Genomic DNA, 19,396 nt, shown 5'->3' with positions numbered 1-19,396 from the left:
GCGGGCTCACCAGTATGTTCGAGGCCGTGACCTTCAATTCCGCGCTGTGGCGGCCCGTGCCAGGGTTCGAGAACCTCACAGACATCACGTATCACCGGCACATCGAGCAGGGCACCGTCCGGATCGCCTTCGATCGTCCGGAAGTCCGTAATGCCTTCCGGCCGCACACCGTCGACGAGCTCTACAACGCGCTCGATCACGCCCGCATGAGCTCCGATGTGGGCGCGGTCCTGCTCACCGGGAACGGGCCCTCGCCCAAGGACGGCGGCTGGGCCTTCTGCTCGGGCGGCGATCAGCGCATTCGCGGGCGCAGCGGATACCAGTACGCGACCGGCGATACCGCCGACACCGTCGATGTGGCGCGCGCCGGACGACTGCACATCCTCGAGGTGCAGCGGTTGATCCGGTTCATGCCGAAGGTCGTCATCGCGCTGGTGAACGGCTGGGCGGCGGGCGGCGGGCATTCGCTGCACGTCACCTGCGACCTCACTCTGGCCTCGCGCGAGCACGCCCGGTTCAAGCAGACCGACGCCGATGTGGGTTCGTTCGACGCCGGCTACGGCAGCGCCTACCTCGCGAAGATGGTGGGGCAGAAGTTCGCTCGCGAGATCTTCTACCTGGGACGGCCGTACACCGCCGAGGAGATGCATCGGATGGGCGCGGTGAACGCGGTCATCGACCATGCCGAACTCGAGGATGTGGCCCTGGAGTGGAGCGCCGAGATTCTCGGCAAGTCGCCGCAGGCCATCCGGATGTTGAAGTACGCCTTCAACCTTCCCGATGACGGACTGGTCGGTCAGCAGCTCTTCGCGGGCGAGGCCACCCGGCTGGCGTACATGACCGATGAAGCGGTCGAAGGGCGCGACGCGTTCCTCGAGAAGCGCAAGCCGGACTGGAAGCCGTACCCCTGGTACTTCTGATATTCCGAGACCTTCGGGGGTTTTCGGGGGCTTTGCCCCCGAACCCCTTTTCGCATCTGCCAAGGTGGCCTCATGGAGATACTCAGCAGTCGGTTGATCCTGCGTCCGGTCGATTACGAACGGACGCTGGAGTTCTACCGGGATGCGCTGGGGCTGGCCATTGCCCGCGAGTATCCCGGTGGGACAGTGTTCTTCGCCGGGCAGGGGCTCATCGAGGTCGCGGGTCACGGACGCGCCGCCGACGCTCCCGCGGGCTTCTCCGGCGCGATCTGGTTGCAGGTGCGCGACTGCACGGACGCGGCGGCCGAGCTGGCGCTGCGCGGCATTCCCATCGATCGGGCCCCGAAGCAGGAGCCGTGGGGCCTGATCGAGATGTGGCTGCGCGATCCGGACGGGGTGCCGATCGTGCTGGTGCAGATCCCCGCAGACCACCCGATTCGCCGGGACAGCCGGGCGAAACCGAACTGAATCTCGTTGCGCGAAAGCCTTAGCAAACGGGTTGCTGTGAGATGCGTCCGGGGGTGTCGGTTAACACGCCGTGAACGGCGTGCCGCAAACTGAACGGTGTGTCTGCCGAACTGCTCGTTCTGCTGATCGTTGTTCTCACTGCGCTGGCGTTCGACTTCACCAACGGATTCCACGACACCGCGAACGCGATGGCCACCTCGATCGCCACCGGTGCGCTCCCCCCGCGTACGGCCGTACTCCTCTCCGGAGCGCTGAATCTCGTCGGAGCCTTCCTCAGCGTCGCGGTCGCCGCCACCGTGGCGGAGGGCATCGTCGACCTCTCCGAAGTCAGCGGGCGGTCACTGCTCGACATCGTCTTCGCGGGACTGGTCGGCGGCATCCTGTGGAATCTGTTCACCTGGCTGCTGGGTTTGCCGTCGAGTTCCTCGCACGCACTCTTCGGCGGGTTGATCGGCGCGACCATCGCGGCGCTGGGCTGGGACGGGGTGATCTGGACCGCGGGCAGCAAGGGCGTGCTCGCCAAGATCATCATTCCGGCACTGCTGGCTCCGGTGGTGGCGGCGCTGGTCGCGGCCATCGGCTCGTGGGTGGTGTACCGGATCACCCGGGGCAGCAACGAGAAGACCGTGGATCGCGGATTCCGGTGGGGGCAGATCGGTTCCGCCTCGCTGGTCTCGCTCGCGCACGGCACCAATGACGCGCAGAAGACCATGGGCATCATCTTCCTGGCGCTGATCGCGCACGGCTCCGCCAAGGCCAGCGATCCGCTGCCGCTGTGGGTGATCGTGTCCTGCGCGGTCGCCATTGCGGCCGGAACATGCTTGGGCGGCTGGCGCATTATCCGCACGCTCGGCAAGGGCCTGGTGGATATCGCGCCGCCGCAAGGCTTCGCGGCCGAATCCACCTCGGCGGCGATCATTCTCACCTCGGCGCACTTCGGGCTGCCGCTCTCCACCACCCAGACCGTGACCGGATCCATTCTCGGGTCGGGACTGGGACGGCCGGGCGCGGAGGTGCGCTGGGCGGTGCTCGGGCGCATGGTCGTGGCCTGGGTGCTCACCCTGCCGCTGGCCGGTGTGGTCGGCGCGCTGTGCTGGGCGCTGCTGCACGGAATCGGCGGGCTCGCGGGCGTATTGGTGGTCTTCGCGCTGCTCATCGCCATGGCCGCGATGATCTGGATGCGCTCGCGGCACACCGCGGTCAACTCGCACAACGTCAATGCCGAGTGGAAGGGCGGAACGCCCGGCCCCGGCGACTCCGGTCCGGGATCGGGCGGGGCCGCCGGAAACGCCGTGCCACCGCTGCGGCAGGACGGCGGCACGGTCAGCAACGGAATCGGTTAGGGGCCGCGAACATGCACACGTTCCTGAACAACCTCACCGATCTGTGGCAGGTCACCCTGGCCGCGCTGCTGTTCGGCGCGGGCCTGCCCACCATCTACGCGATCGGGATTCGCTATCGCGCACAGGTGGATTCGGGCGCGACCGGCGGCACCCGATCGATCGCGCTGGCCGTCTCCTCGATCTGCTTCGCCGTGGTCATGATCGCGGTGGTGGTGGGTGTGCTCTTCATCGCACGGGCATTCCTCGCCTCCCGACTGGGTATCCATCTGCTCGGCGCGTGACGCCGCCGTACCGAAAGGCACGCTGATGAGCAATCCGGAACAGCCGAACGCCCCCGATTCGGCCGAACCCGCCCGCCCGGCCGAGCCCGCGCGGCCCTCGCTACCGCTGGCCGGCGTCCCGCAGAAGGTGCTGGCCTGGCTGAAAGCCGGATATCCGCAGGGCGTTCCGCAGTCGGACTATGTGGCGCTGCTCGCGGTGCTGCACCGGCGGCTCACCGATTACGAGGTGCATCTCATCGTGGAGGAGCTGGTGAACGAGCGCGTCGCCACCTCGGAGATCGAGCGCACCGATATCGAGGCCGCCATCGCCCGAGTTGCCAAGGAGCAGCCCGGCGAGGACGATATCGCTCGGGTGGCCTCCCGGCTGGCAGCCGGTGGCTGGCCGCTGGCGACACCGACGTCCGACTGACCGACCGACCACCATCGAATCCGGGCGCCGAGCCCCTCTCGCGCGCCGCCCTCCATCGAAATGGCACGATCGCGAACGTGAGCAATACCCTCCGCACCCTCCCCATGCCCACCGGCTCAGCCGTCGGTGACGTATTGCCGCACCTGCGGGAAGCCTTGGAGGGCAACGGCCCCGCCTGGCTGCCCATCCCCACCACTGACCGCCGTGAGGCGCAACGCCTCTCGAGTTCGCTGCGGCCCGGCGAGTCCATCGACGACGAGGTGGCGCTGGTGGTGACCACCTCCGGGACCACCGGAGTTCCCAAGGGGGCCATGCTTTCCGCGGCCGCCCTGCGGGCCAGCGGGGACGCCACGCACGAGCGGCTCGGCGGGCCGGGCCAGTGGTTGCTGGCCTTGCCGACCCACCACATCGCGGGCATCCAGGTGCTGTTGCGCAGCATTCTGGCCGGGACCGAACCGGCCATGCTGGACGTCTCCGGCGGGTTCCTCCCCGAGGGACTGGCCAGCGCGATCGCCGGTATGCGGGGTCCGCGCAAGTACACCTCGCTGGTGCCGACGCAGCTGATCAAGGCCCTCGACGAGCCGATCGGGCGCGAGGCGCTCGCGAGTCTCGATGCCGTGCTGGTCGGCGGAGCCGCCACGCCCGCACCGGTTTTGGCGCGCGCCCGCGCGGCCGGGATCAACGTCGTCCGCACCTACGGCATGAGCGAAACCTGCGGCGGCTGTGTGTACGAGGGAGTACCTCTGGCGGGCACCGAAGTTCGCATCGATGACGGACGCGTCCTGCTCGGCGGCGCGACCCTCGCGATGGGATACCGCGGCCAACCCGACCACGCCGCCTTCGCCGAACCCGGCTGGTTCCGCACCGAAGACGCGGGCTTCCTCGAAGACGGCGTGCTGACCGTCACGGGCCGTTTGGACGAAGCGATCATGACGGGTGGCCTGCTGGTCATCCCCCAGGTCGTCGAAGCCGTCCTCATCACCCACCCGGCGGTCTCCGAAGTGGTCGTCCTCGGCCTCCCGGATGCCCGCCTCGGCCAGCGCGTGGCCACCGCGATCGTCCCCGTGGCGGGCGTCACTCCGCCTACCCTGGACGAACTCCGAGACCACGTGGTGGCCGAACTCGATGCCATCGCGGCCCCCCGCGAACTAGCCGTCCTCGACGAACTCCCGCTCCGCGGCCCAGGCAAGCCCGACCGCGCCAAACTGCGCGAACACCTGCTCGCCGACTCCGCTCACTGAGGGTTAAACAACTCTCGTAGCTCTCAGGGGCTTCGCCCCTGAAACCCCAGGCCCCGGGCGGTCCGTTCCCTCTTCAAAGGGGCTCACGGGCTTTGCCCCCTGAAGCCCCAGGGCCCAGGGCGGTCCGTTCCCTCTTCAAAGGGGCTCACGGGCTTTGCCCCCTGAAGCCCCAGGGCCCGGGGCGGTCCGTTCCCTTGTGAAGGGGGTTTGGGGGCTTTGCCCCCGTCTCCCTCTTCCTTGCCCTGACAGGGGCGGAGGCTCGTGCAAGCCCGCTTGCGTTATCCACGCAATCGCCGTGCAAGGGCGGTGAAAGGCCGGGAACGCACAGTTCTCGGCATGACTTCTTTCACCTCTGCTGAGACGCTCGCCATCGAGGCGGACGGACTGGTCAAGGTCTTCGGGGAGCAGCGGGCCGTCGACGGCGTCAGTCTCGCGGTTCCGCGGGGGGCTGTGTACGGCGTGCTCGGTCCCAACGGAGCCGGCAAGACCACGACCATCCGCATGCTCGCCACCCTGCTGCGGCCCGACGGCGGCAGCGCCCGGATCTTCGGGCGGGATGTGCTGGCCGAACCGACCGCGGTGCGGTCGCTGATCGGCGTGACCGGTCAGTACGCCTCGGTCGACGAGAAACTCTCGGCCACCGAGAATCTGATCATCTTCTCCCGGCTGCTCGGGCTGTCCAAGGCGGATTCCCGGCGCAAGTCGGCCGAACTGCTGGAGGAGTTCGGGCTCACCGAGGCGGCCGACAAGCCGCTGGAGAACTTCTCCGGTGGTATGCGGCGCCGGCTCGACCTGGCCGCCAGCCTGATCTCGCGCCCGCCGCTGCTGTTCCTGGACGAACCCACCACCGGTCTGGATCCGCGCACCCGCGCCCAGATGTGGGACACCATCCGCCGCTTGGTGCGTGAGGGTTCCACGGTGCTGCTGACCACGCAGTACCTGGACGAGGCCGATCAGCTGGCCGACCGGATCGCGGTCATCGATCGCGGCAAGGTCATCGCCGACGGCACCTCGAACGAACTCAAAGCGTCCGTTGGCCTTTCGGCGCTCCAGCTGACCCTGGCCGACCGCGCGCAGATCGACGAGGCGCGAATCCTGGTGGGCGAGTACCTCTCCCGCGCCGAAGGTCGCGTCGTCGAGGCGACCGTGAGCCCGGAAGCGGGCCGGATCACGGCGCCGCTGCCCGACCCCGCCATCACCACCGACATCCTGATCCGGTTGCGCGAGCACGACATCCGGATCGACGAGATCAATGTCGCCAAGCCCTCCCTGGACGAAGTGTTCTTCGCCCTCACCGGACACGGGGCCGACGACGAGAACGACAGCACCGAACGGAGCGCGGCATGACCACGACACTCGACGCCCCCAGCGGACGGCACGCAGCCGTCCAGACCCCGATTCCCCAGGTGAGCAATCACGTTCCGCTCAAGCAGACGGTGGCGAACTCGCTCACCATGGCCTACCGGGGCATCCTCAAGATCAAGCACAATCCGGAACAGCTGTTCGACGTCACCGTGCAGCCGATCCTGTTCACCGCGCTGTTCGCCTACATCTTCGGTGGGTCGATCGGCGGCAACGTGCACGACTACCTGCCCATCCTGATCCCCGGCATCCTGGTCCAGACCGTGGTGCTGACCTCGGTCGTCACCGGCACCCAGCTACGCGAGGACATGGACAAGGGCGTGTTCGACCGCTTCAAATCCCTGCCCATCGCCCGCATCTCGGCGCTCTCGGGAGCCTTGATCGCCGATATGGTGCGCTACGGCCTGGCCACCACGCTCACCATCACCATGGGCCTGATCCTCGGTTACCGTCCGCACGGCGGCGTGCTCGCGGTGCTGGTCGCCGGGCTGGTCGTGGTGTTCTGCTCCTTCGCCATCAGCTGGATCTGGGCGCTCATCGGCATCACCGGCAAGAGCGCCCCCGCGGTGCAGGGCATGTCGATGATGATCATGTTCCCGCTCACCTTCATGTCCGGCGCGTTCGCTCCGGTCTCCACCATGCCGGGCTGGTTGCAGGGCATCAACAAGGTGAATCCGATCTACTACATGGTCAATACCGCCCGCGATCTGATGAACGGCGGCGTGTACAGCACCGACCTGCTCTGGTCGCTGGTCGGTTCGGTCGCGGTGATCGCCATCTTCGCGCCGCTCGCGGTGCGGGCCTACATGCGCCGCGCCTGACAAACCCGCTCGTCGAGCGAGAAACGCCCGCCCACCGGGAAATCGGTGGGCGGGCGTTCTGTTATGGTCGGTCCAGTGAATTCCGCCACCGCCCCGCTGAGCCGAAAGTCCGTTCGGTTCTATCGCGCTGTGCTGGTCACCGGAATTCTCACCGTGCTCGGGCTCTTGGTGGCGGTGGCGGAATGGGGTTCCACCCAACAGGTTTCGATGGGCACCGGGGAATACTCGGTTTCCTCGGGACTGTCGCATGTGGTGCTCGACACCACACCGGCCTGCGGTAAGCGCGATCCCGGCGCGGCCGATCCCATCGCACCCCTCGCCGCACCGCCGCGGGCGGCCGGTGACCAGCTGATCACGCCGGTCACCAGCATGGTTCCGGAATTCACCCCGCAGCAAAGACTTTCGATCGACGCCCGGCCGCGCGCACCCGCCGTGCCGGTGGCGGCTCCCCATCTGACGACGGTGCTGATCATTTAGATGATCCGGCACGATTCTCCGTGCCGTCCGCGCATTCATCCCCGATTCGGATAGTCGCCGTTCAGGAGTATTCCCATGTCTCGAAAGAGCGCTGCTCGAAAGTCCCCTGCCCGAAAAACCCCGGGCGTCGATCGGAAATGGCTCGGCGGAGCGGCATTGGTGGCCGCCGCCGTATTGCTCGGTATTGCCGTGTTCCAAATGAGCGATGGCGAGAAAGCCGATGCCGCATCGCAGCAGTCCGCTGCCGCGGTCGATCCCCGGTACGCGGAACTGGCGAAGCTGGCCCGGCGCGACGCCGCCGATCCGCTCGCCCAGGGCCGCGCGGACGCGCCCGTGGTGATGGTCGAGTACTCCGATTTCCAGTGCCCGTTCTGCCGCACCTTCGGCCGCAAGATCGAACCGCAGCTCATCGCCGACTATGTGGACAAGGGCGTGCTGCGCATCGAATGGCGCAACTATCCGATCTTCGGCGAGGAGTCCACGACCGCGGCACACGCCGCGTGGGCGGCCGGGCAGCAGGGCAAGTTCTGGGAATTCCACGACACCCTGATGGCGAACGCACCGGAGAAGAAGAACACCGGCGCGCTGACGCCCGATCGCATGGCGGAGCTGGCCGAACAGGCCGGCGTGCCCGATATCGCCAAGTTCCGGACCGATCTGGATTCGCCCGCCGCGGCCGCCGCGGTGCAGCGGGATGTCACCGAGGCGTACTCGCTGGGTGTGTCCTCCACGCCCGCCTTCCTGATCAACGGCCGCCCGGTGCTGGGCGCGCAGCCGATCGAGCAGTTCCAGGCTGTGATCGAACTGGCCGCCCGGGACGGTCAGGAATGAGCGGCACCGTCGGCTATTTCGCCGCCTTCCTCGGCGGGCTGCTGGCGTTGCTGAGCCCGTGCAGCGCACTGCTGCTGCCCAGCTTCTTCGCCTATTCGTTCCAATCGCAAGGCAAGCTACTGGCCCGCACCGGTGTGTTCTACCTCGGCCTGGCCACCACCTTGGTGCCGCTGGGCATCGCGGGATCCTTTGCCGGACAGCTGCTTTCGGGGCATCGCGAGCTGCTGATCACCATCGGCGGCTGGACCGTCATCGCAATGGGTCTGCTCCAGATCTGCGGCCGCGGTTTCGGTTTCGGCTTCGCTCAGCGCGCCGCCGCCCGACAGGGCCGTCCCGAACGCACCGGCCCGGTCTACCTGCTCGGCCTGGTCTACGGCCTTGCGGGCTTCTGCGCCGGGCCGATTCTCGGTTCGATCCTCGCCGTGGCGGCCGTCGGCGGCTCACCGGTCCAGGGCGGCATCCTGCTGGCCGTCTACGCTCTCGGCCTGGCCGCTCCGCTGTTCGTCATGGCATCGCTGTGGGACCGCTACGGTCTGGGTAGGCGAGGGTGGTTGCGCGGCCGCAGTTTCCAGCTCGGCAGGCTCCAGCTGCACACCACCTCGCTGCTGTCGGGCGGCTTCTTCATCGTGCTGGGCGCGGTCTTCCTGCTCTTCGACGGTGCGTCCGCGCTCCCCGGAATAGTGAACGCGGACACCGAATTCCAGCTGGAATCGGCGGTGCAGCGGCTCGGCTCGGCAGTCTCCGACAGCACGGTGCTATTGATCGCCGGCGCGGTCGCCCTCGGCGCGGTGGCTCGGCGGCTGCTCCGCACCGACGGCGCGGCCGAAGCGGAGACCGGAAGCCCGGAGCGACGACAGCTCGAGGACGCCTGAACGCCGGTCTACTGCCGGGCGTGGAATTCGTTCACCAGCTCCATGATTCGCTCGGCGGCGGCGCGACGCCCCAGGTGCGCGGTCGATTCCAGGGCCGCCGCGATGCGTTCGTCGCCGAGCACCGGACGGTGCAGGTCCAGGTGCCGTTGCAGACGCATCGACGGGTAATCCTGCCGGGCGACGACTCTCGGAGCCAGCGCGATCATCTGGAGACCCTGCTCGCGAAATTCGCCCATGGCCAGCAGATAGGTGCCGATCGCGCACGAGACCGCGCCGATCTGCGGCAGGTCCCAGTACTGGGCCAGCCGCACCACCGCCAGATCGGCCAGCTGCACGACCAGCTTGTGCACCTCGTCGGCGTGCCCGTGCACCACGTAGGCATCGACCACCGCGGAGGCGAGCATCAGTTCGCCGGGTCCGGGCGAGAGCCCGCCGCTGGGCCAATCCAGCAGTGCCAGCACCCGCCGGTACCGCAGCAGCCCGGTCTCGATATTCCCTTCGGCCAGTTCGACTTCCGCCAGACCGGAGGTGACGACCGCCCGGCGATGATTCGGTTCGAGGCTGGACCGTTCCAGTGACCGGGCGACGCCCACCATGCCCATCAGCGGTTCGAGTTCCCGGCGCGCCTGTTCCACCTTTCCGACACCGGCCAGCGAGACCGCCAGATAACTGCGGAGTTCGACGCTCTCTTCGTACGCGTGCAGGCGATTCATGAGGTCGGCCGCGCGGCGGTAGTAGTCGACGGAGTCGGCATAGCGCGCCGACTGGCCGTACATGCTGCCGAGATGCTGGCTGACCATGGCGGTGCCCCAGGTGTCCGCGCTGATACCGGCGTGCAGGGCGAGCTCGGCATCGCGGATGGATCCGTATACGTCCCCGGAGTTCTCACGCAGGTTGGCACGCAACAGCAGCGCCGCGACCCGGCTGGCCCGGTCGGTCGCGCGGGCGCCCGTGCAGAGCTTGCGGGCCAGCGCCCAGGAGCCACCGCGCACATCCATGGTGGCCAGCTCACCGAGGTACCGGAATACCGGCGTGAAGGGCAGGCCGGAATGCAGCAGCTGCTTGATGCGGGCGCGCACCGTGCCCACGCCGCGCAGACCACCGGTCCCGCCGCTGATGAACATCATGTGCAGGCCGAGGACCAACTGACCGAACATGAGCAGATCGGCTTCCTCGTTGGACTCCACCCCGATGTACAAGGGCAGGGCCATGATTCGAGGCGCCCAGCTCAGCAATTCCACGTGCGCGCCGCGCATCACCCACAGGCCGGCCAGCAAGGGATACACCGTGTGCACCGTGCGCGTGTCGCCGCGGTCGAGTGCGTAGCGCAGCACGGCGACCAGGTTGTCGATCTCGGCGACGGTGGCCAGCACCGCCAGAATCTGGTCCTCGGTCGGATACCGGCGGGCGGCCTCCAGCGCGAACGCAATGCCCCACTCGGACATCCGGCGCATGACCAGTTCCGCTTCCCCGGCGAAGGCGAGCTGTTCCTCACCGAATTCGCGCACGGTTTCCAGCATCCGGTAGCGGGTGCTCTCCACCCCGTCCTGATCCTCACCGATCACGGAGAGCAGTGATTGACTCACCAGACCGTCGACAGCCGTTGCGGCGTCCAGGATTTCGGTTCCGGCGCAGACGGCTTCCGCGGCCGCGAGCGTGAATCCGGCCGGGAACCGGCACAGGCGGCGCATGGCCACCCGTTGTTCGGTGTCGAGCAGATTCCAGCTCCACTCGATCACCGCGTGCAGCGTGCGATGCCGCTGCGGCGAACCACGATCTCCGCTGCGCAGCAAGGTGAATCGGCGATCGAGCCGGGATTCGATCTCCTCCACGCTCATGGTCCGCACCCGTGCCGCCGCGAGCTCGATGGCCAGCGGCAAACCGTCCAGGGTGTGACACAGTCGCGCCACCACCTCCGGATCCAGCCGCACCGACGGCCGCACCGCCCGCGCCCGCGCCGAGAACAGTTCCGTGGCCGGCGATCCGGCCGAATCGATCAGCAACGGCGGCAACGGGTAAACGGTCTCGGCGGAGATCTCCAGTGGAGCCCGGCTGGTCGTCAGCACCGTCAGCTGGCTGGTCACTCCGACCAGATCCGCCACCACCTCGGCCACCGCTTCGACCAGATGCTCACAGTTGTCCAGAATCAGCAACATCGGCCGCGAGGCCAGCGCCTCCCGCAACCGCACCCGGATATCCCGGGATCGATTGGGCCGCAATACATTCGAATCCCGATTCAGCTCCCCCACCCCGAGCGTGGCCGCGATGGCGGCCTCGATCTCGATCCGCGTCTCGCCCACCCCGCCGGGATCCGGTCGCAGCGAAGCCAATTCGACCAGCGCCACCGTCTTCTCCACCGAAAGGCGAACCCCCAGCTCATTGGCGACCCGCGTCTTCCCGGTCCCACCCGGGCCCAGCACCGTGGTCACCCGCGCCTGGCGCAGCAATCCCTCCAGCGCCGCGAGATCGGCCTCCCGCCCGAGCAGCGGATTCGGCGCGACCCGCAACCCGATCGCCACCATGGGAACGCCGGTATCATCATGCGCGGCAAGATAATCCGAATCCCAGCCGGTCGCCGCCCCGTTACCGTATACCGCCGCGCCGAGTTTGCCCGTCGCACCGGCCCCGGACGACCCCGCCGGGGCCCGACCCGTCGCGGGTTCGCCCACACCGGCCGCGTCCCCGGAAGGCGCACCCGTGCCCTGCTGACCATCGGCGGGCGGGAGCGCACCCGGTAGCGGTTCGCCGCGCAGGATGGCGGTATTCATGGCGACCAGGGCGGGACCGGGGTCCGCGCCGAGCTGGTCTACCAATCGCGTACGCAGCGAAGCGAATACGTCGAGGGCCTCGTTGGTGCGGCCGGCGGTGGCGAGCAGGCGCATGAGGGTGGCGTGGGCGGGTTCGTCGAAGGGGTCGGCAGCCGCGGTCCGGCGGGCCAGCTCGGTCGCGCCGACGAGATCGCCCAGGGTTTCGCGCGCCGCCAGTTCGAGGCTGTCGAGGGCCCGTGCGCGCGTCGCGGCGAGACCGGCCAGCTCGTCGGCGACGGGGCCGGGCGGCAGGTCGGCGCCGGGTTCGCCGCGCCACAGCTCGCGGGCGGCGGTCACGTATTCGAGGCAGCCGGCGTCGTCGCCCGCCGAATGGGCTTGGCGGGCCTGCTTTTCCAGCCGCTGGGCCAAGGTCAGGTCGATCTGTTCGGGTGCGAGAACCAGCCGATACCCGGCGGGCCCGATTTCCAGCACGCCCTCGGGCAGCGCCGAACGTAGTCGCGAGACCTGGGTGTGCAGGGCGTTCATGGGTGCGCGTGGCGGTTCGTCACCCCAGACGTCGTCGATCAGTGCCTGGGCATTGCGGCTGCGGCCCGGATGGGTGGCGAGGGCGGCGACCAGCAGGCGCGCGCGAGTTCCGGGTACGGGTACGAGCACGCCGTCGCGGCGCAGCGCGACCTCGCCCAGCAGGGCCACCAGGACCGCGTGGTGCGCGGTAACCGGCCGGGTGTTCCCGGCACCAGAACTGCCTGTTTGCGAATACATTCCTTGCCAATCGTAGGTGAGCGGCGATGCCGTCGCCGGATTCGGCCGATCTGCCGGTGCGGTCGCCTAGGCTCGGCGCATGGCCGAATTCGACATCCAGCGGGAAACGGTCATCAAGGCCGATCCCGGGCAGGTCCAGGCGCTCATCGACGACTTCCACCAGTGGCGGAAGTGGTCGCCGTGGGAGGGCATGGACCCGAATATGGAGCGCGTGTACAGCGGAGCCGATCGCGGTATCGGCGCCCGGTATTCCTGGAACGGCAACCGCAAGGCCGGCAAGGGTGACATGGAGATCACCTCGGCGACCTCGGAGGCCATCGGTATTCGCCTGCGTTTCGAGAAGCCCTGGAAAGCGACCAACGACGTCACCTTCGAATTCGCCCCGCGGGGCGATGCCACCGCCGTGACCTGGCGCATGACCGGACGGCACAGCGGCCCGATGGCGCTGCTCGGCCGTTTCATCCCGATGGATCGCATGGTGGGCAACGACTTCGAGAAGGGCCTGGCGCAGCTGAAGGCCGCGGCCGAAGTCTGATCCCGACGTCACCTCGCGCGGGGCAGCGCCGGGCTCGCCCCGCGCACTAGGCTGCGGTGCATGGCTACAGCAGCACAGTGGATCGAGGGCGCGCGGCCGCGCACACTTCCGAACGCGGTCGCCCCGGTCCTGGTCGGCACGGGGGCGGCGGCCTCGATCGACGGCGCGAACTGGTGGAAAGCGGCGCTGTGCCTGCTGCTTTCGGTGGCGCTGATCATCGGCGTGAACTACGCCAACGACTACTCCGACGGCATTCGCGGCACCGACGACGATCGAGTGGGCCCGTTGCGGCTGGTCGGTTCCAAGCTGGCATCTCCGGCCGCCGTACGCAATGCCGCCATCGGCTGCCTGGTGCTCGGCGCGATCGTGGGCCTGGTGCTGGTGGCGACCAGCGCCTGGTGGCTGCTGATCGTCGGCGCGGCCTGCCTGGCGGGGGCCTGGTTCTACACCGGCGGCCGGAACCCGTACGGCTACAGCGGTTTCGGTGAGATCGCGGTCTTCGTGTTCTTCGGTCTGGTCGCGGTGCTCGGCACCGAGTTCGTCCAGGCCGGGAAGATCGATTGGGCCGGGCTGGCCGGGGCCGTGGCGGTGGGTTCGTTCTCCAGCGCGGTGCTGGTCACCAACAACCTGCGCGATATCCCCACCGATTCGGTGACCGGCAAGACCACCCTCGCCGTCAAGCTCGGCGATACCCGCACCCGCACTCTGCATCTGGTGCTGATCACGGTCCCGTTCGTGATGAGCCTGGCGCTCGTGGCCCGCACCCCGTGGGCGCTGGCGGGCCTGATCGCCCTCCCCCTGGCGTTCAAAGCCAACGAACCGGTGCGCACCGGCAAGAACGGACCCGGCCTGATCCCCGCCCTGGCGGGAACCGGCCTGGCCCTGCTGGTCTGGTCGCTCGCGACCGCGGCCGTCCTGACCCTTTCCTAATCGTTGTCCGGCACCAGGATCCCGAGAATCCAGTTCACCAGCGAGATGATGATGCCGCCCAGCACGGCGGCCCAGAACCCGTTGACGTGCAACTGGTAATCGGTGGTCTCGGTGATCTTCGAGGTCAGCCACAGCATCAGGGCATTGATCACCAGCAGGAACAGGCCCAGCGTCACGACCACCAACGGCAGCGACAGCAACTTGATGATGGGCTTGACCACCGCGTTGACGACGGCGAATACCACCGCCGCGATGGCGACCACGATCAGCCTGGCGGTGGTGGTGTCGTTGTCCGGGGGTGTCACGATATCGATATCGCCCACCCAGGCGGCGGCGAGCCAGATGGCCACACCGTTGATGATCAGGCGAAGCAGGAGCGTCATGCTGCGATGGTAGGGCGCGATCGTGTCCAGGGCCCGGCATCACGCCCGGCCGACCGGTCACAATCGCGTCCCCGGGCGTATCAGGCCGCGTGGTCGAGGTAGCCCCCCACGGCCTCGCGCACCGCCGCGATTCCGGTCTCCCCGCCCAGCAGCCGCCGGGTGGTGTCATTGGGCGCGCGCAGCACCCCCAGCAGCACATGCCCGGCCTCGATGCGGTCGTCTCCGCGCGCGATGGTCTCGCGTAGCGACAGTTCGATCACCTTCTTGGCGTCCCGGGTGAACGGAATGTGCCCGGTGCTCATGCCTTTCGAGCTGCGGAAGATTCCCCGCCGTTCCTTTTCGGCGGGCACCGCGCGCTCCAGCGCGTCCTCCCCGAACATGGCCTCCAGGCTTTCCCGCACCGCGTCCAGGTCGATTCCGATGGAGCGCAACGCTTCCGCGTCCTCCTCCCCCAGCGGCTCCCCGGTTCGCTTGCGGCACAGTTCGGCTCGCACGCCCTCGGCCGTGATGCCTTGTCCGGCGAGCACTTCCCGCAGCCCCTGGTCCGGCGCGACCAGCAGCCCCAACAGCACGTGCTCGACCTGGATGGATGACGATCGCAACTCCCGCGCCTCCTCCTGCGCCACCACGATCGCGTATTTGGCCGCCTTGTCGAATCTTTCGAACATCAGCGGATACCGCCCTTCCGGTTGTACTTCTGGTGGACCGCCTGCCGGCTGACCTCGAGCGCGTCGGCGATGGCCTGCCAGGACCAGCCCTGCCTGCGGGCATTGGTGACCTGGATGGCCTCGAGCCGCTCGAGCAACCGGCGCAGTGCGAGTACCGCCCGGAGCCCGACCTGGGGGTCGGGGCTACCGGCGGCGGCCGCCAGAGTCGTTGCCTCACTCATGTATGTCAATTTACGTTGACATCCCCGAGCTGTCAACGAAAATTGACACCGGGCGCGGAAAGAAGGCCCGAAGGGAACTCCCCTCGGGCCTCGCAATGAGGTGTACGGACCACTCAGTACCAGGTGGTGAACGGTGCGTAGTCGCACACATGCCCATCGACCCAGCCCCATACGGTCTCCGGATCGACCTCGACCCCGCCTTGCAGACGCAGCAGCCAGCCGCTGGGTACGCGCTCCCAGATATCACCGTCACGATCGCGGTACAGCCCGCAGGCCACGGGCTCCCACGCGTGCCCGAACTCCACCGATTCCGACCGGATGGTCTGGTCATTCCCGTAGGTGAGGACCCATGGCCCGACTGTGACATTGACGTCCATGACCGATCGCGGATGCTGCCCCAACTCGACTCCTGATTTGTTGTTGTTTCAAACTATTGGAGCAGAACGGGATACCGCACACCCCCATGTGCGGCGACCGTGCGTGTATCACCGGCCAACCGCGCGTGTACCAGACGGCTATACAAGTAAGGTCACCCTAAGTAATGAATGGAGTTCCAACGTTCGGCGAGTTCATTCGCCAACGGCGCACGACCGCCAGCCTGACCCGCCCCCAACTCGCCTGGCTCGCCAACCTCTCGGTCCCCTATCTGACCAAGATCGAAGGCGGCGCCACCCCCTCCCGGCGGGTCGTCGAATCCCTCAGCACCGCACTGGAACTACTGCCCGCCGAATTCGAGTACGCCCTCGTCCTGGCCGAAGGACCAAGTCCGCGAATCGAACCCGACCAGCCCACCGCCGTCGACCTCGAGTACCTCGAGCTGCTGAATCCCAAGATCGCGGCCTTCGTCACCGGCGCCATGGACATCATCGCCGCCAATACCGCCCACGAAGAGGCGTTCCCGCAATTGGTTCCGGGCACGAACTACGTCGAGTGGATCATGCTCAACCCCATCTCGAAAACCGTACTGGTCGATTGGATGGGCGAGGCGAAGCAGGCGGTCAAGTCCTTCCGGATCATGCTGGCGCGCAACGGTCCCAGCGAGCGCACCCGGCAGATTATCGAGACCTGCCTGGAGAGTCCGGAATTCGCCGTCCTGTGGCGCGGCGACGCGGTCGCCAACGAGCGGCCGGATCGGACCAAACTGGTGCGCAATCCGAAGACGCTCGCCATCACCGAACTCCGGATGAACATCTGGCGCACCCAATCCGCCTTGCAATCCTGGATGCTCGTGCTCGGCACGAGCGTGGACCAACCCATGGCGGTCACGCGTCCAGTCCTCCGCGAACGGCCCCACACGTCAAGGGCTGTTAACAGATCCGAGGGCCCCGACACCCTCGTAATGCGCCCGCGACCCACCCCCGAAGGGCGCGAACCCCTACCTACACAACCACTTCAGCAAATAGTCAGCAATCTGGAAGATGGGTGATCAACGGTTCTCACCCGATCGCCGTGCCGTGCGAAAACTATCCGGACCAATGACCGGTAGCGATGAATTCCGAGATGACCGCGGTGGGCTCCGCGAGGCTCAGCCCCTGACCGGCAACCCAGTCGTCATTGAAATAGGTTCCGGCATAACGGTCCCCGCCGTCACACAGCAGGGTAACCACAGAACCCCTGCGACCTTCCGAAATCATGTCGGCTATCAGGGCAAATGCCCCCCACAGGTTGGTTCCGGTCGAACCGCCCACCCGCCGCCCGAGCGCCGCACTGGCCACCCGCGTCGCCGCGATCGACGCCGCGTCCGGCACCTCGATCATGCAGTCCACGACCTGACCGACGAAGGACGGCTCCACCCGCGGCCGCCCGATTCCCTCGATCCGCGAAGGCATTCCGGTCTGATAGTCGTAGTCGCCGAGCTCGTAGCCGCCGTAGAAGGCCGAATTCTCCGGATCCACCACCGCGAGCCTGGTGGCATGCCGCCGATAGCGCAGGTAGCGGCCGATGGTCGCGCTGGTGCCGCCGGTACCCGCACCCACCACCACCCACTCCGGCACCGGATGGGTCTCCAACTCCATTTGATGGAAGATGGATTCGGCGATGTTGTTGTTCCCGCGCCAGTCGGTGGCCCGCTCGGCATAGGTGAACTGGTCCATGTAGTGGCCGCCGCACTCGGCCGCCAAACGCGCTGCCTCCGCGTAGATATCGGGCGCCTTCTGCACCAGATGGCAACGCCCGCCCTGCGCCTCGATCAGCGCCAGCTTCTCCGGTGAGGTCTTGGCCGGCACCACCGCCACGAACTCCAGGCCCAGCAGTTTCGCGAAATACGCCTCGGAGATCGCGGTCGAACCGGAGGAAGCCTCCACCACCGTGGTGCCTTCGACCACCCAGCCGTTGCAGATGGCGTACAGGAAAAGCGATCTCGCCAGCCGGTGCTTGAGACTGCCTGTGATGTGGGTGGATTCGTCCTTCAGATACAGCTGAACGCCCCACTCCGGCGGCAGCGGATAGCGCAGCAGATGGGTGTCGGCGCTGCGCTGGGTGTCGGCATCGATCAGGCGAACCGCGTTGTCGGCCCAGGCCCGGGGCGTGGAGCGCTCGCAGCGCTTCACGCGTCGCCGCCCTGCAAGCGCTTCATCAGCTGCTCGCGGTCCCTGCGGCGCTTCTCGTCCACCGCGGCGATGTCCTTGTTCACCTGCGCGCGCAGCTTTTTGAACAGCACCAGCGACAGCGGCATGGCGATGAGCAGCGCGAACAGCAGCGCGACGATGAGCGGGATGGACACCTGCACCAGCGCGGCCACGCCCAGGATGATCGCGGCGATGACTACCACCAGGCCCAGCCGGGCCACCGTGTAGAGGGCCAGATTGCGAGCCAGGCGACGGCCCGCGCTCGGGGTCGGGGATGCGTCAGACACGGCCCTCAGCCTAGGTGACACCGATCCGCACATTCCTCGCACCCTCCTGCTGGAGGTCGCTGAAAGTTCGCTGCAACCCGGAAAACCGTGACCGTAAACACATAACGGATATCCGTTTTGTCTATTACTTCCCCTTTACCAAATCGAGACTGTTCGAACACTCGGGGGTCGCAGTGCAACGATGTCGCTACTGATGAGGGATCTGTCGATACGGAAAGGTTTGCGAATGACTGCGTTCACCGCGGTACCCCGCGTATTGGGTTCCGTCACCGGCCAGGACACCCTGCTCACCCCGGGCCAAGTGGCAGCCCTGTTCCATGTGGATCCGAAGACCGTTACCCGCTGGGCACATGCGGGACGGCTCGGCTCCTTGCGTACCCCAGGCGGTCACCGCCGCTTCCGCGAATCCGAAGTCATGCAATTGCTCAAGTCCCTCACCACCGAGGCGACCCGCGTGTAACCCCTATTTCCAGTTCCACAGTGTCAGGGGTACGTAACCCGACTACCCTCGTTCGCAGGAGGTGAGCGACGTGGCGTACCTGTTGGCACTCATCGCGGTGGTGGCCGTCGCGATGTTGTGCTGGAAAGCTTTCGGGCCCCAGCGATCCGCCGGCACCGGTCCAGCACCCACCCGGCGTACCCGAATAATCGGACCCGAAGACGATCCGGAATTTCTACGCCGGCTCTCACGAGAGCATCGCGACGGCGAATCGACCTGATGAACCGCTAGAGCTCGCGACCGAGCTCCGCTATTGGCAATACCTTCGACCGTCCCCCAGCCGATCCGACCTGCATCGGATTGACCGGGGGACGTTTCATTTTCCGCCAATCCTGAGTTCTGCTAACTCTCCCGGGGGCATACTCGATCTTGATTCCTCGTTTTTCCCAGGTTTTCCAACCAGCACGGAAGAAGGAGCGATGAAGATCAAGCGATTCACAGCAGCCGCCGTGCTCGCCATCTCGGCCACGGTTCTCACCGCCGGAGCGGTCGGCGCGGAACCCGTCGCGGTGGATCCGGCGCCCCCGGCCGCCGAACCCGTCTACGACCCCGCTGTCGACGATCCGGTCATGCACCAGTGCAACGCCATCATCGGCGCGCTGGTGGGCGGCGTCATCGGCGGCAGCCTCAGCGCCGTACCCGGTGCGGCCCTCGGCGCGGCGATCGGCGCGGCCGTCGGCTGGTCACTGCTCTACCCGCCCGGACCGCCGCTGGCCTGCTGGCGCCCCTCCGAGCATCCGTGATCCGGTAG

23 protein-coding genes are annotated in these 19,396 nt (G+C 67.4%); 16 read left to right on the top strand and 7 right to left on the bottom strand.

Annotation, left to right across the window (positions count from 1 at the left end):
- Nucleotides 1–26 precede the first annotated feature (26 nt).
- The 11 genes from NI1_RS07270 (at nucleotide 27) to NI1_RS07220 (ending at nucleotide 9,025) form a co-directional block, all read left to right on the top strand.
- Nucleotides 27–920 carry a 1,4-dihydroxy-2-naphthoyl-CoA synthase gene (locus tag NI1_RS07270; protein WP_067817862.1) on the top strand — a complete coding sequence of 298 codons (894 nt, stop codon included), beginning with the start codon at nucleotides 27–29 and terminating at the stop codon, nucleotides 918–920.
- A 72-nt stretch (nucleotides 921–992) separates the two neighbouring features.
- Nucleotides 993–1,388, top strand: coding sequence for a VOC family protein (locus NI1_RS07265; protein WP_067815924.1), 396 nt, complete (start codon nucleotides 993–995; stop codon nucleotides 1,386–1,388).
- Between the two features lie 98 nt (nucleotides 1,389–1,486).
- Complete coding sequence (locus tag NI1_RS07260) at nucleotides 1,487–2,731, top strand: inorganic phosphate transporter (RefSeq protein WP_067815921.1); 1,245 nt, start codon at nucleotides 1,487–1,489, stop codon at nucleotides 2,729–2,731.
- An 11-nt stretch (nucleotides 2,732–2,742) separates the two neighbouring features.
- Complete coding sequence (locus tag NI1_RS07255; RefSeq protein WP_067815919.1) at nucleotides 2,743–3,012, top strand: hypothetical protein; 270 nt, start codon at nucleotides 2,743–2,745, stop codon at nucleotides 3,010–3,012.
- A gap of 25 nt (nucleotides 3,013–3,037) precedes the next feature.
- Nucleotides 3,038–3,421: a DUF3349 domain-containing protein gene (locus tag NI1_RS07250; protein ID WP_084522765.1), complete on the top strand. Its 384-nt coding sequence runs from the start codon at nucleotides 3,038–3,040 to the stop codon at nucleotides 3,419–3,421.
- Nucleotides 3,422–3,525: 104 nt separating this feature from the next.
- Entirely contained in the window at nucleotides 3,526–4,662 is a 1,137-nt protein-coding gene (gene menE, locus NI1_RS07245) for an o-succinylbenzoate--CoA ligase (protein ID WP_067815916.1), read from the top strand.
- Between the two features lie 336 nt (nucleotides 4,663–4,998).
- The gene (locus tag NI1_RS07240; RefSeq protein WP_067815913.1) at nucleotides 4,999–6,009 is read left to right on the top strand and encodes an ATP-binding cassette domain-containing protein; all 1,011 of its coding nucleotides are present in this window, start codon (nucleotides 4,999–5,001) and stop codon (nucleotides 6,007–6,009) included.
- Nucleotides 6,006–6,845: an ABC transporter permease gene (locus tag NI1_RS07235; protein WP_067815912.1), complete on the top strand. Its 840-nt coding sequence runs from the start codon at nucleotides 6,006–6,008 to the stop codon at nucleotides 6,843–6,845. The genes NI1_RS07240 and NI1_RS07235 overlap by 4 nt, the downstream gene beginning before the upstream one ends.
- A 75-nt stretch (nucleotides 6,846–6,920) precedes the next feature.
- Nucleotides 6,921–7,322, top strand: a complete 402-nt coding sequence (locus NI1_RS07230) for a hypothetical protein (protein WP_067815909.1) — start codon at nucleotides 6,921–6,923, stop codon at nucleotides 7,320–7,322.
- Between the two features lie 198 nt (nucleotides 7,323–7,520).
- Nucleotides 7,521–8,153: a DsbA family protein gene (locus NI1_RS07225; RefSeq protein WP_157534997.1), complete on the top strand. Its 633-nt coding sequence runs from the start codon at nucleotides 7,521–7,523 to the stop codon at nucleotides 8,151–8,153.
- On the top strand, nucleotides 8,150–9,025 hold the full coding sequence (locus NI1_RS07220) for a cytochrome c biogenesis CcdA family protein (protein WP_067815903.1): 876 nt from the start codon (nucleotides 8,150–8,152) through the stop codon (nucleotides 9,023–9,025). Before NI1_RS07225 ends, NI1_RS07220 begins: the two co-directional genes overlap by 4 nt.
- An 8-nt stretch (nucleotides 9,026–9,033) precedes the next feature.
- Here the strand turns inward: NI1_RS07220 and NI1_RS07215 are convergent, their stop codons facing one another.
- Nucleotides 9,034–12,555: an AfsR/SARP family transcriptional regulator gene (locus NI1_RS07215; protein WP_084522761.1), complete on the bottom strand. Its 3,522-nt coding sequence runs from the start codon at nucleotides 12,553–12,555 to the stop codon at nucleotides 9,034–9,036.
- Between the two features lie 79 nt (nucleotides 12,556–12,634).
- On the opposite strand from NI1_RS07215, the gene NI1_RS07210 reads away from it, so the two are divergent.
- Both NI1_RS07210 and NI1_RS07205 read left to right on the top strand, forming a co-directional pair.
- Entirely contained in the window at nucleotides 12,635–13,090 is a 456-nt protein-coding gene (locus NI1_RS07210; protein ID WP_067815896.1) for an SRPBCC family protein, read from the top strand.
- Nucleotides 13,091–13,150: 60 nt separating this feature from the next.
- Nucleotides 13,151–14,020 carry a 1,4-dihydroxy-2-naphthoate polyprenyltransferase gene (locus NI1_RS07205; protein ID WP_067815893.1) on the top strand — a complete coding sequence of 290 codons (870 nt, stop codon included), beginning with the start codon at nucleotides 13,151–13,153 and terminating at the stop codon, nucleotides 14,018–14,020.
- Here NI1_RS07205 and NI1_RS07200 read toward each other — a convergent pair.
- The 4 genes from NI1_RS07200 to NI1_RS07185 form a co-directional block, all read right to left on the bottom strand.
- Entirely contained in the window at nucleotides 14,017–14,403 is a 387-nt protein-coding gene (locus NI1_RS07200; RefSeq protein WP_067815891.1) for a phage holin family protein, read from the bottom strand. The genes NI1_RS07205 and NI1_RS07200 overlap by 4 nt on opposite strands.
- Nucleotides 14,404–14,483: 80 nt before the next feature.
- The gene (locus NI1_RS07195; protein WP_067815888.1) at nucleotides 14,484–15,071 is read right to left on the bottom strand and encodes a Clp protease N-terminal domain-containing protein; all 588 of its coding nucleotides are present in this window, start codon (nucleotides 15,069–15,071) and stop codon (nucleotides 14,484–14,486) included.
- On the bottom strand, nucleotides 15,071–15,292 hold the full coding sequence (locus NI1_RS07190) for a helix-turn-helix domain-containing protein (RefSeq protein ID WP_067817856.1): 222 nt from the start codon (nucleotides 15,290–15,292) through the stop codon (nucleotides 15,071–15,073). Before NI1_RS07190 ends, NI1_RS07195 begins: the two co-directional genes overlap by 1 nt.
- 113 nt (nucleotides 15,293–15,405) lie before the next feature.
- Nucleotides 15,406–15,693: a hypothetical protein gene (locus NI1_RS07185; protein WP_157534996.1), complete on the bottom strand. Its 288-nt coding sequence runs from the start codon at nucleotides 15,691–15,693 to the stop codon at nucleotides 15,406–15,408.
- 140 nt (nucleotides 15,694–15,833) lie between these two features.
- Between NI1_RS07185 and NI1_RS07180 the strand changes: the two genes are divergently transcribed.
- On the top strand, nucleotides 15,834–16,718 hold the full coding sequence (locus tag NI1_RS07180; RefSeq protein ID WP_067815882.1) for an MmyB family transcriptional regulator: 885 nt from the start codon (nucleotides 15,834–15,836) through the stop codon (nucleotides 16,716–16,718).
- Between the two features lie 37 nt (nucleotides 16,719–16,755).
- Here NI1_RS07180 and cds1 read toward each other — a convergent pair whose 3' ends face one another.
- Together cds1 and NI1_RS07170 are read right to left on the bottom strand one after the other, a co-directional pair.
- Nucleotides 16,756–17,841 (bottom strand): L-cysteine desulfhydrase Cds1, encoded by a 1,086-nt coding sequence (cds1, locus tag NI1_RS07175; protein WP_067815879.1) that lies wholly within the window; start codon nucleotides 17,839–17,841, stop codon nucleotides 16,756–16,758.
- Nucleotides 17,838–18,146 carry a DUF4229 domain-containing protein gene (locus NI1_RS07170; protein ID WP_369690126.1) on the bottom strand — a complete coding sequence of 103 codons (309 nt, stop codon included), beginning with the start codon at nucleotides 18,144–18,146 and terminating at the stop codon, nucleotides 17,838–17,840. The genes cds1 and NI1_RS07170 overlap by 4 nt, the downstream gene beginning before the upstream one ends.
- A 226-nt stretch (nucleotides 18,147–18,372) precedes the next feature.
- Here NI1_RS07170 and NI1_RS07165 point away from each other — a divergent pair, with 226 nt between their 5' ends.
- Together NI1_RS07165 and NI1_RS07155 are read left to right on the top strand one after the other, a co-directional pair.
- On the top strand, nucleotides 18,373–18,606 hold the full coding sequence (locus NI1_RS07165; protein WP_067716605.1) for a BldC family transcriptional regulator: 234 nt from the start codon (nucleotides 18,373–18,375) through the stop codon (nucleotides 18,604–18,606).
- Between the two features lie 458 nt (nucleotides 18,607–19,064).
- Complete coding sequence (locus tag NI1_RS07155) at nucleotides 19,065–19,388, top strand: hypothetical protein (protein ID WP_067815872.1); 324 nt, start codon at nucleotides 19,065–19,067, stop codon at nucleotides 19,386–19,388.
- Nucleotides 19,389–19,396: the final 8 nt, after the last annotated feature.

The sequence above is a fragment of the Nocardia inohanensis NBRC 100128 genome, assembly GCF_001612945.1.
Taxonomy (GTDB): Bacteria; Actinomycetota; Actinomycetes; order Mycobacteriales; family Mycobacteriaceae; genus Nocardia; species Nocardia inohanensis.
This window is presented reverse-complemented; position numbering and strand designations above follow the sequence as displayed.

Bases quoted from the DNA above. Each gene is read 5' to 3' on its own strand.
- NI1_RS07265 (WP_067815924.1), top strand. From the start codon at position 993: ATGGAGATACTCAGCAGTCGGTTGATCCTGCGTCCGGTCGATTACGAA.
- NI1_RS07255 (WP_067815919.1), top strand. From the start codon at position 2,743: ATGCACACGTTCCTGAACAACCTCACCGATCTGTGGCAGGTCACCCTG.
- NI1_RS07250 (WP_084522765.1), top strand. From the start codon at position 3,038: ATGAGCAATCCGGAACAGCCGAACGCCCCCGATTCGGCCGAACCCGCC.
- menE (WP_067815916.1), top strand. From the start codon at position 3,526: ATGCCCACCGGCTCAGCCGTCGGTGACGTATTGCCGCACCTGCGGGAA.
- NI1_RS07240 (WP_067815913.1), top strand. From the start codon at position 4,999: ATGACTTCTTTCACCTCTGCTGAGACGCTCGCCATCGAGGCGGACGGA.
- NI1_RS07235 (WP_067815912.1), top strand. From the start codon at position 6,006: ATGACCACGACACTCGACGCCCCCAGCGGACGGCACGCAGCCGTCCAG.
- NI1_RS07225 (WP_157534997.1), top strand. From the start codon at position 7,521: ATGAGCGATGGCGAGAAAGCCGATGCCGCATCGCAGCAGTCCGCTGCC.
- NI1_RS07220 (WP_067815903.1), top strand. From the start codon at position 8,150: ATGAGCGGCACCGTCGGCTATTTCGCCGCCTTCCTCGGCGGGCTGCTG.
- NI1_RS07215 (WP_084522761.1), bottom strand. From the start codon at position 12,555: ATGTATTCGCAAACAGGCAGTTCTGGTGCCGGGAACACCCGGCCGGTT.
- NI1_RS07210 (WP_067815896.1), top strand. From the start codon at position 12,635: ATGGCCGAATTCGACATCCAGCGGGAAACGGTCATCAAGGCCGATCCC.
- NI1_RS07205 (WP_067815893.1), top strand. From the start codon at position 13,151: ATGGCTACAGCAGCACAGTGGATCGAGGGCGCGCGGCCGCGCACACTT.
- NI1_RS07200 (WP_067815891.1), bottom strand. From the start codon at position 14,403: ATGACGCTCCTGCTTCGCCTGATCATCAACGGTGTGGCCATCTGGCTC.
- NI1_RS07195 (WP_067815888.1), bottom strand. From the start codon at position 15,071: ATGTTCGAAAGATTCGACAAGGCGGCCAAATACGCGATCGTGGTGGCG.
- NI1_RS07190 (WP_067817856.1), bottom strand. From the start codon at position 15,292: ATGAGTGAGGCAACGACTCTGGCGGCCGCCGCCGGTAGCCCCGACCCC.
- NI1_RS07180 (WP_067815882.1), top strand. From the start codon at position 15,834: ATGAATGGAGTTCCAACGTTCGGCGAGTTCATTCGCCAACGGCGCACG.
- NI1_RS07165 (WP_067716605.1), top strand. From the start codon at position 18,373: ATGACTGCGTTCACCGCGGTACCCCGCGTATTGGGTTCCGTCACCGGC.
- NI1_RS07155 (WP_067815872.1), top strand. From the start codon at position 19,065: ATGAAGATCAAGCGATTCACAGCAGCCGCCGTGCTCGCCATCTCGGCC.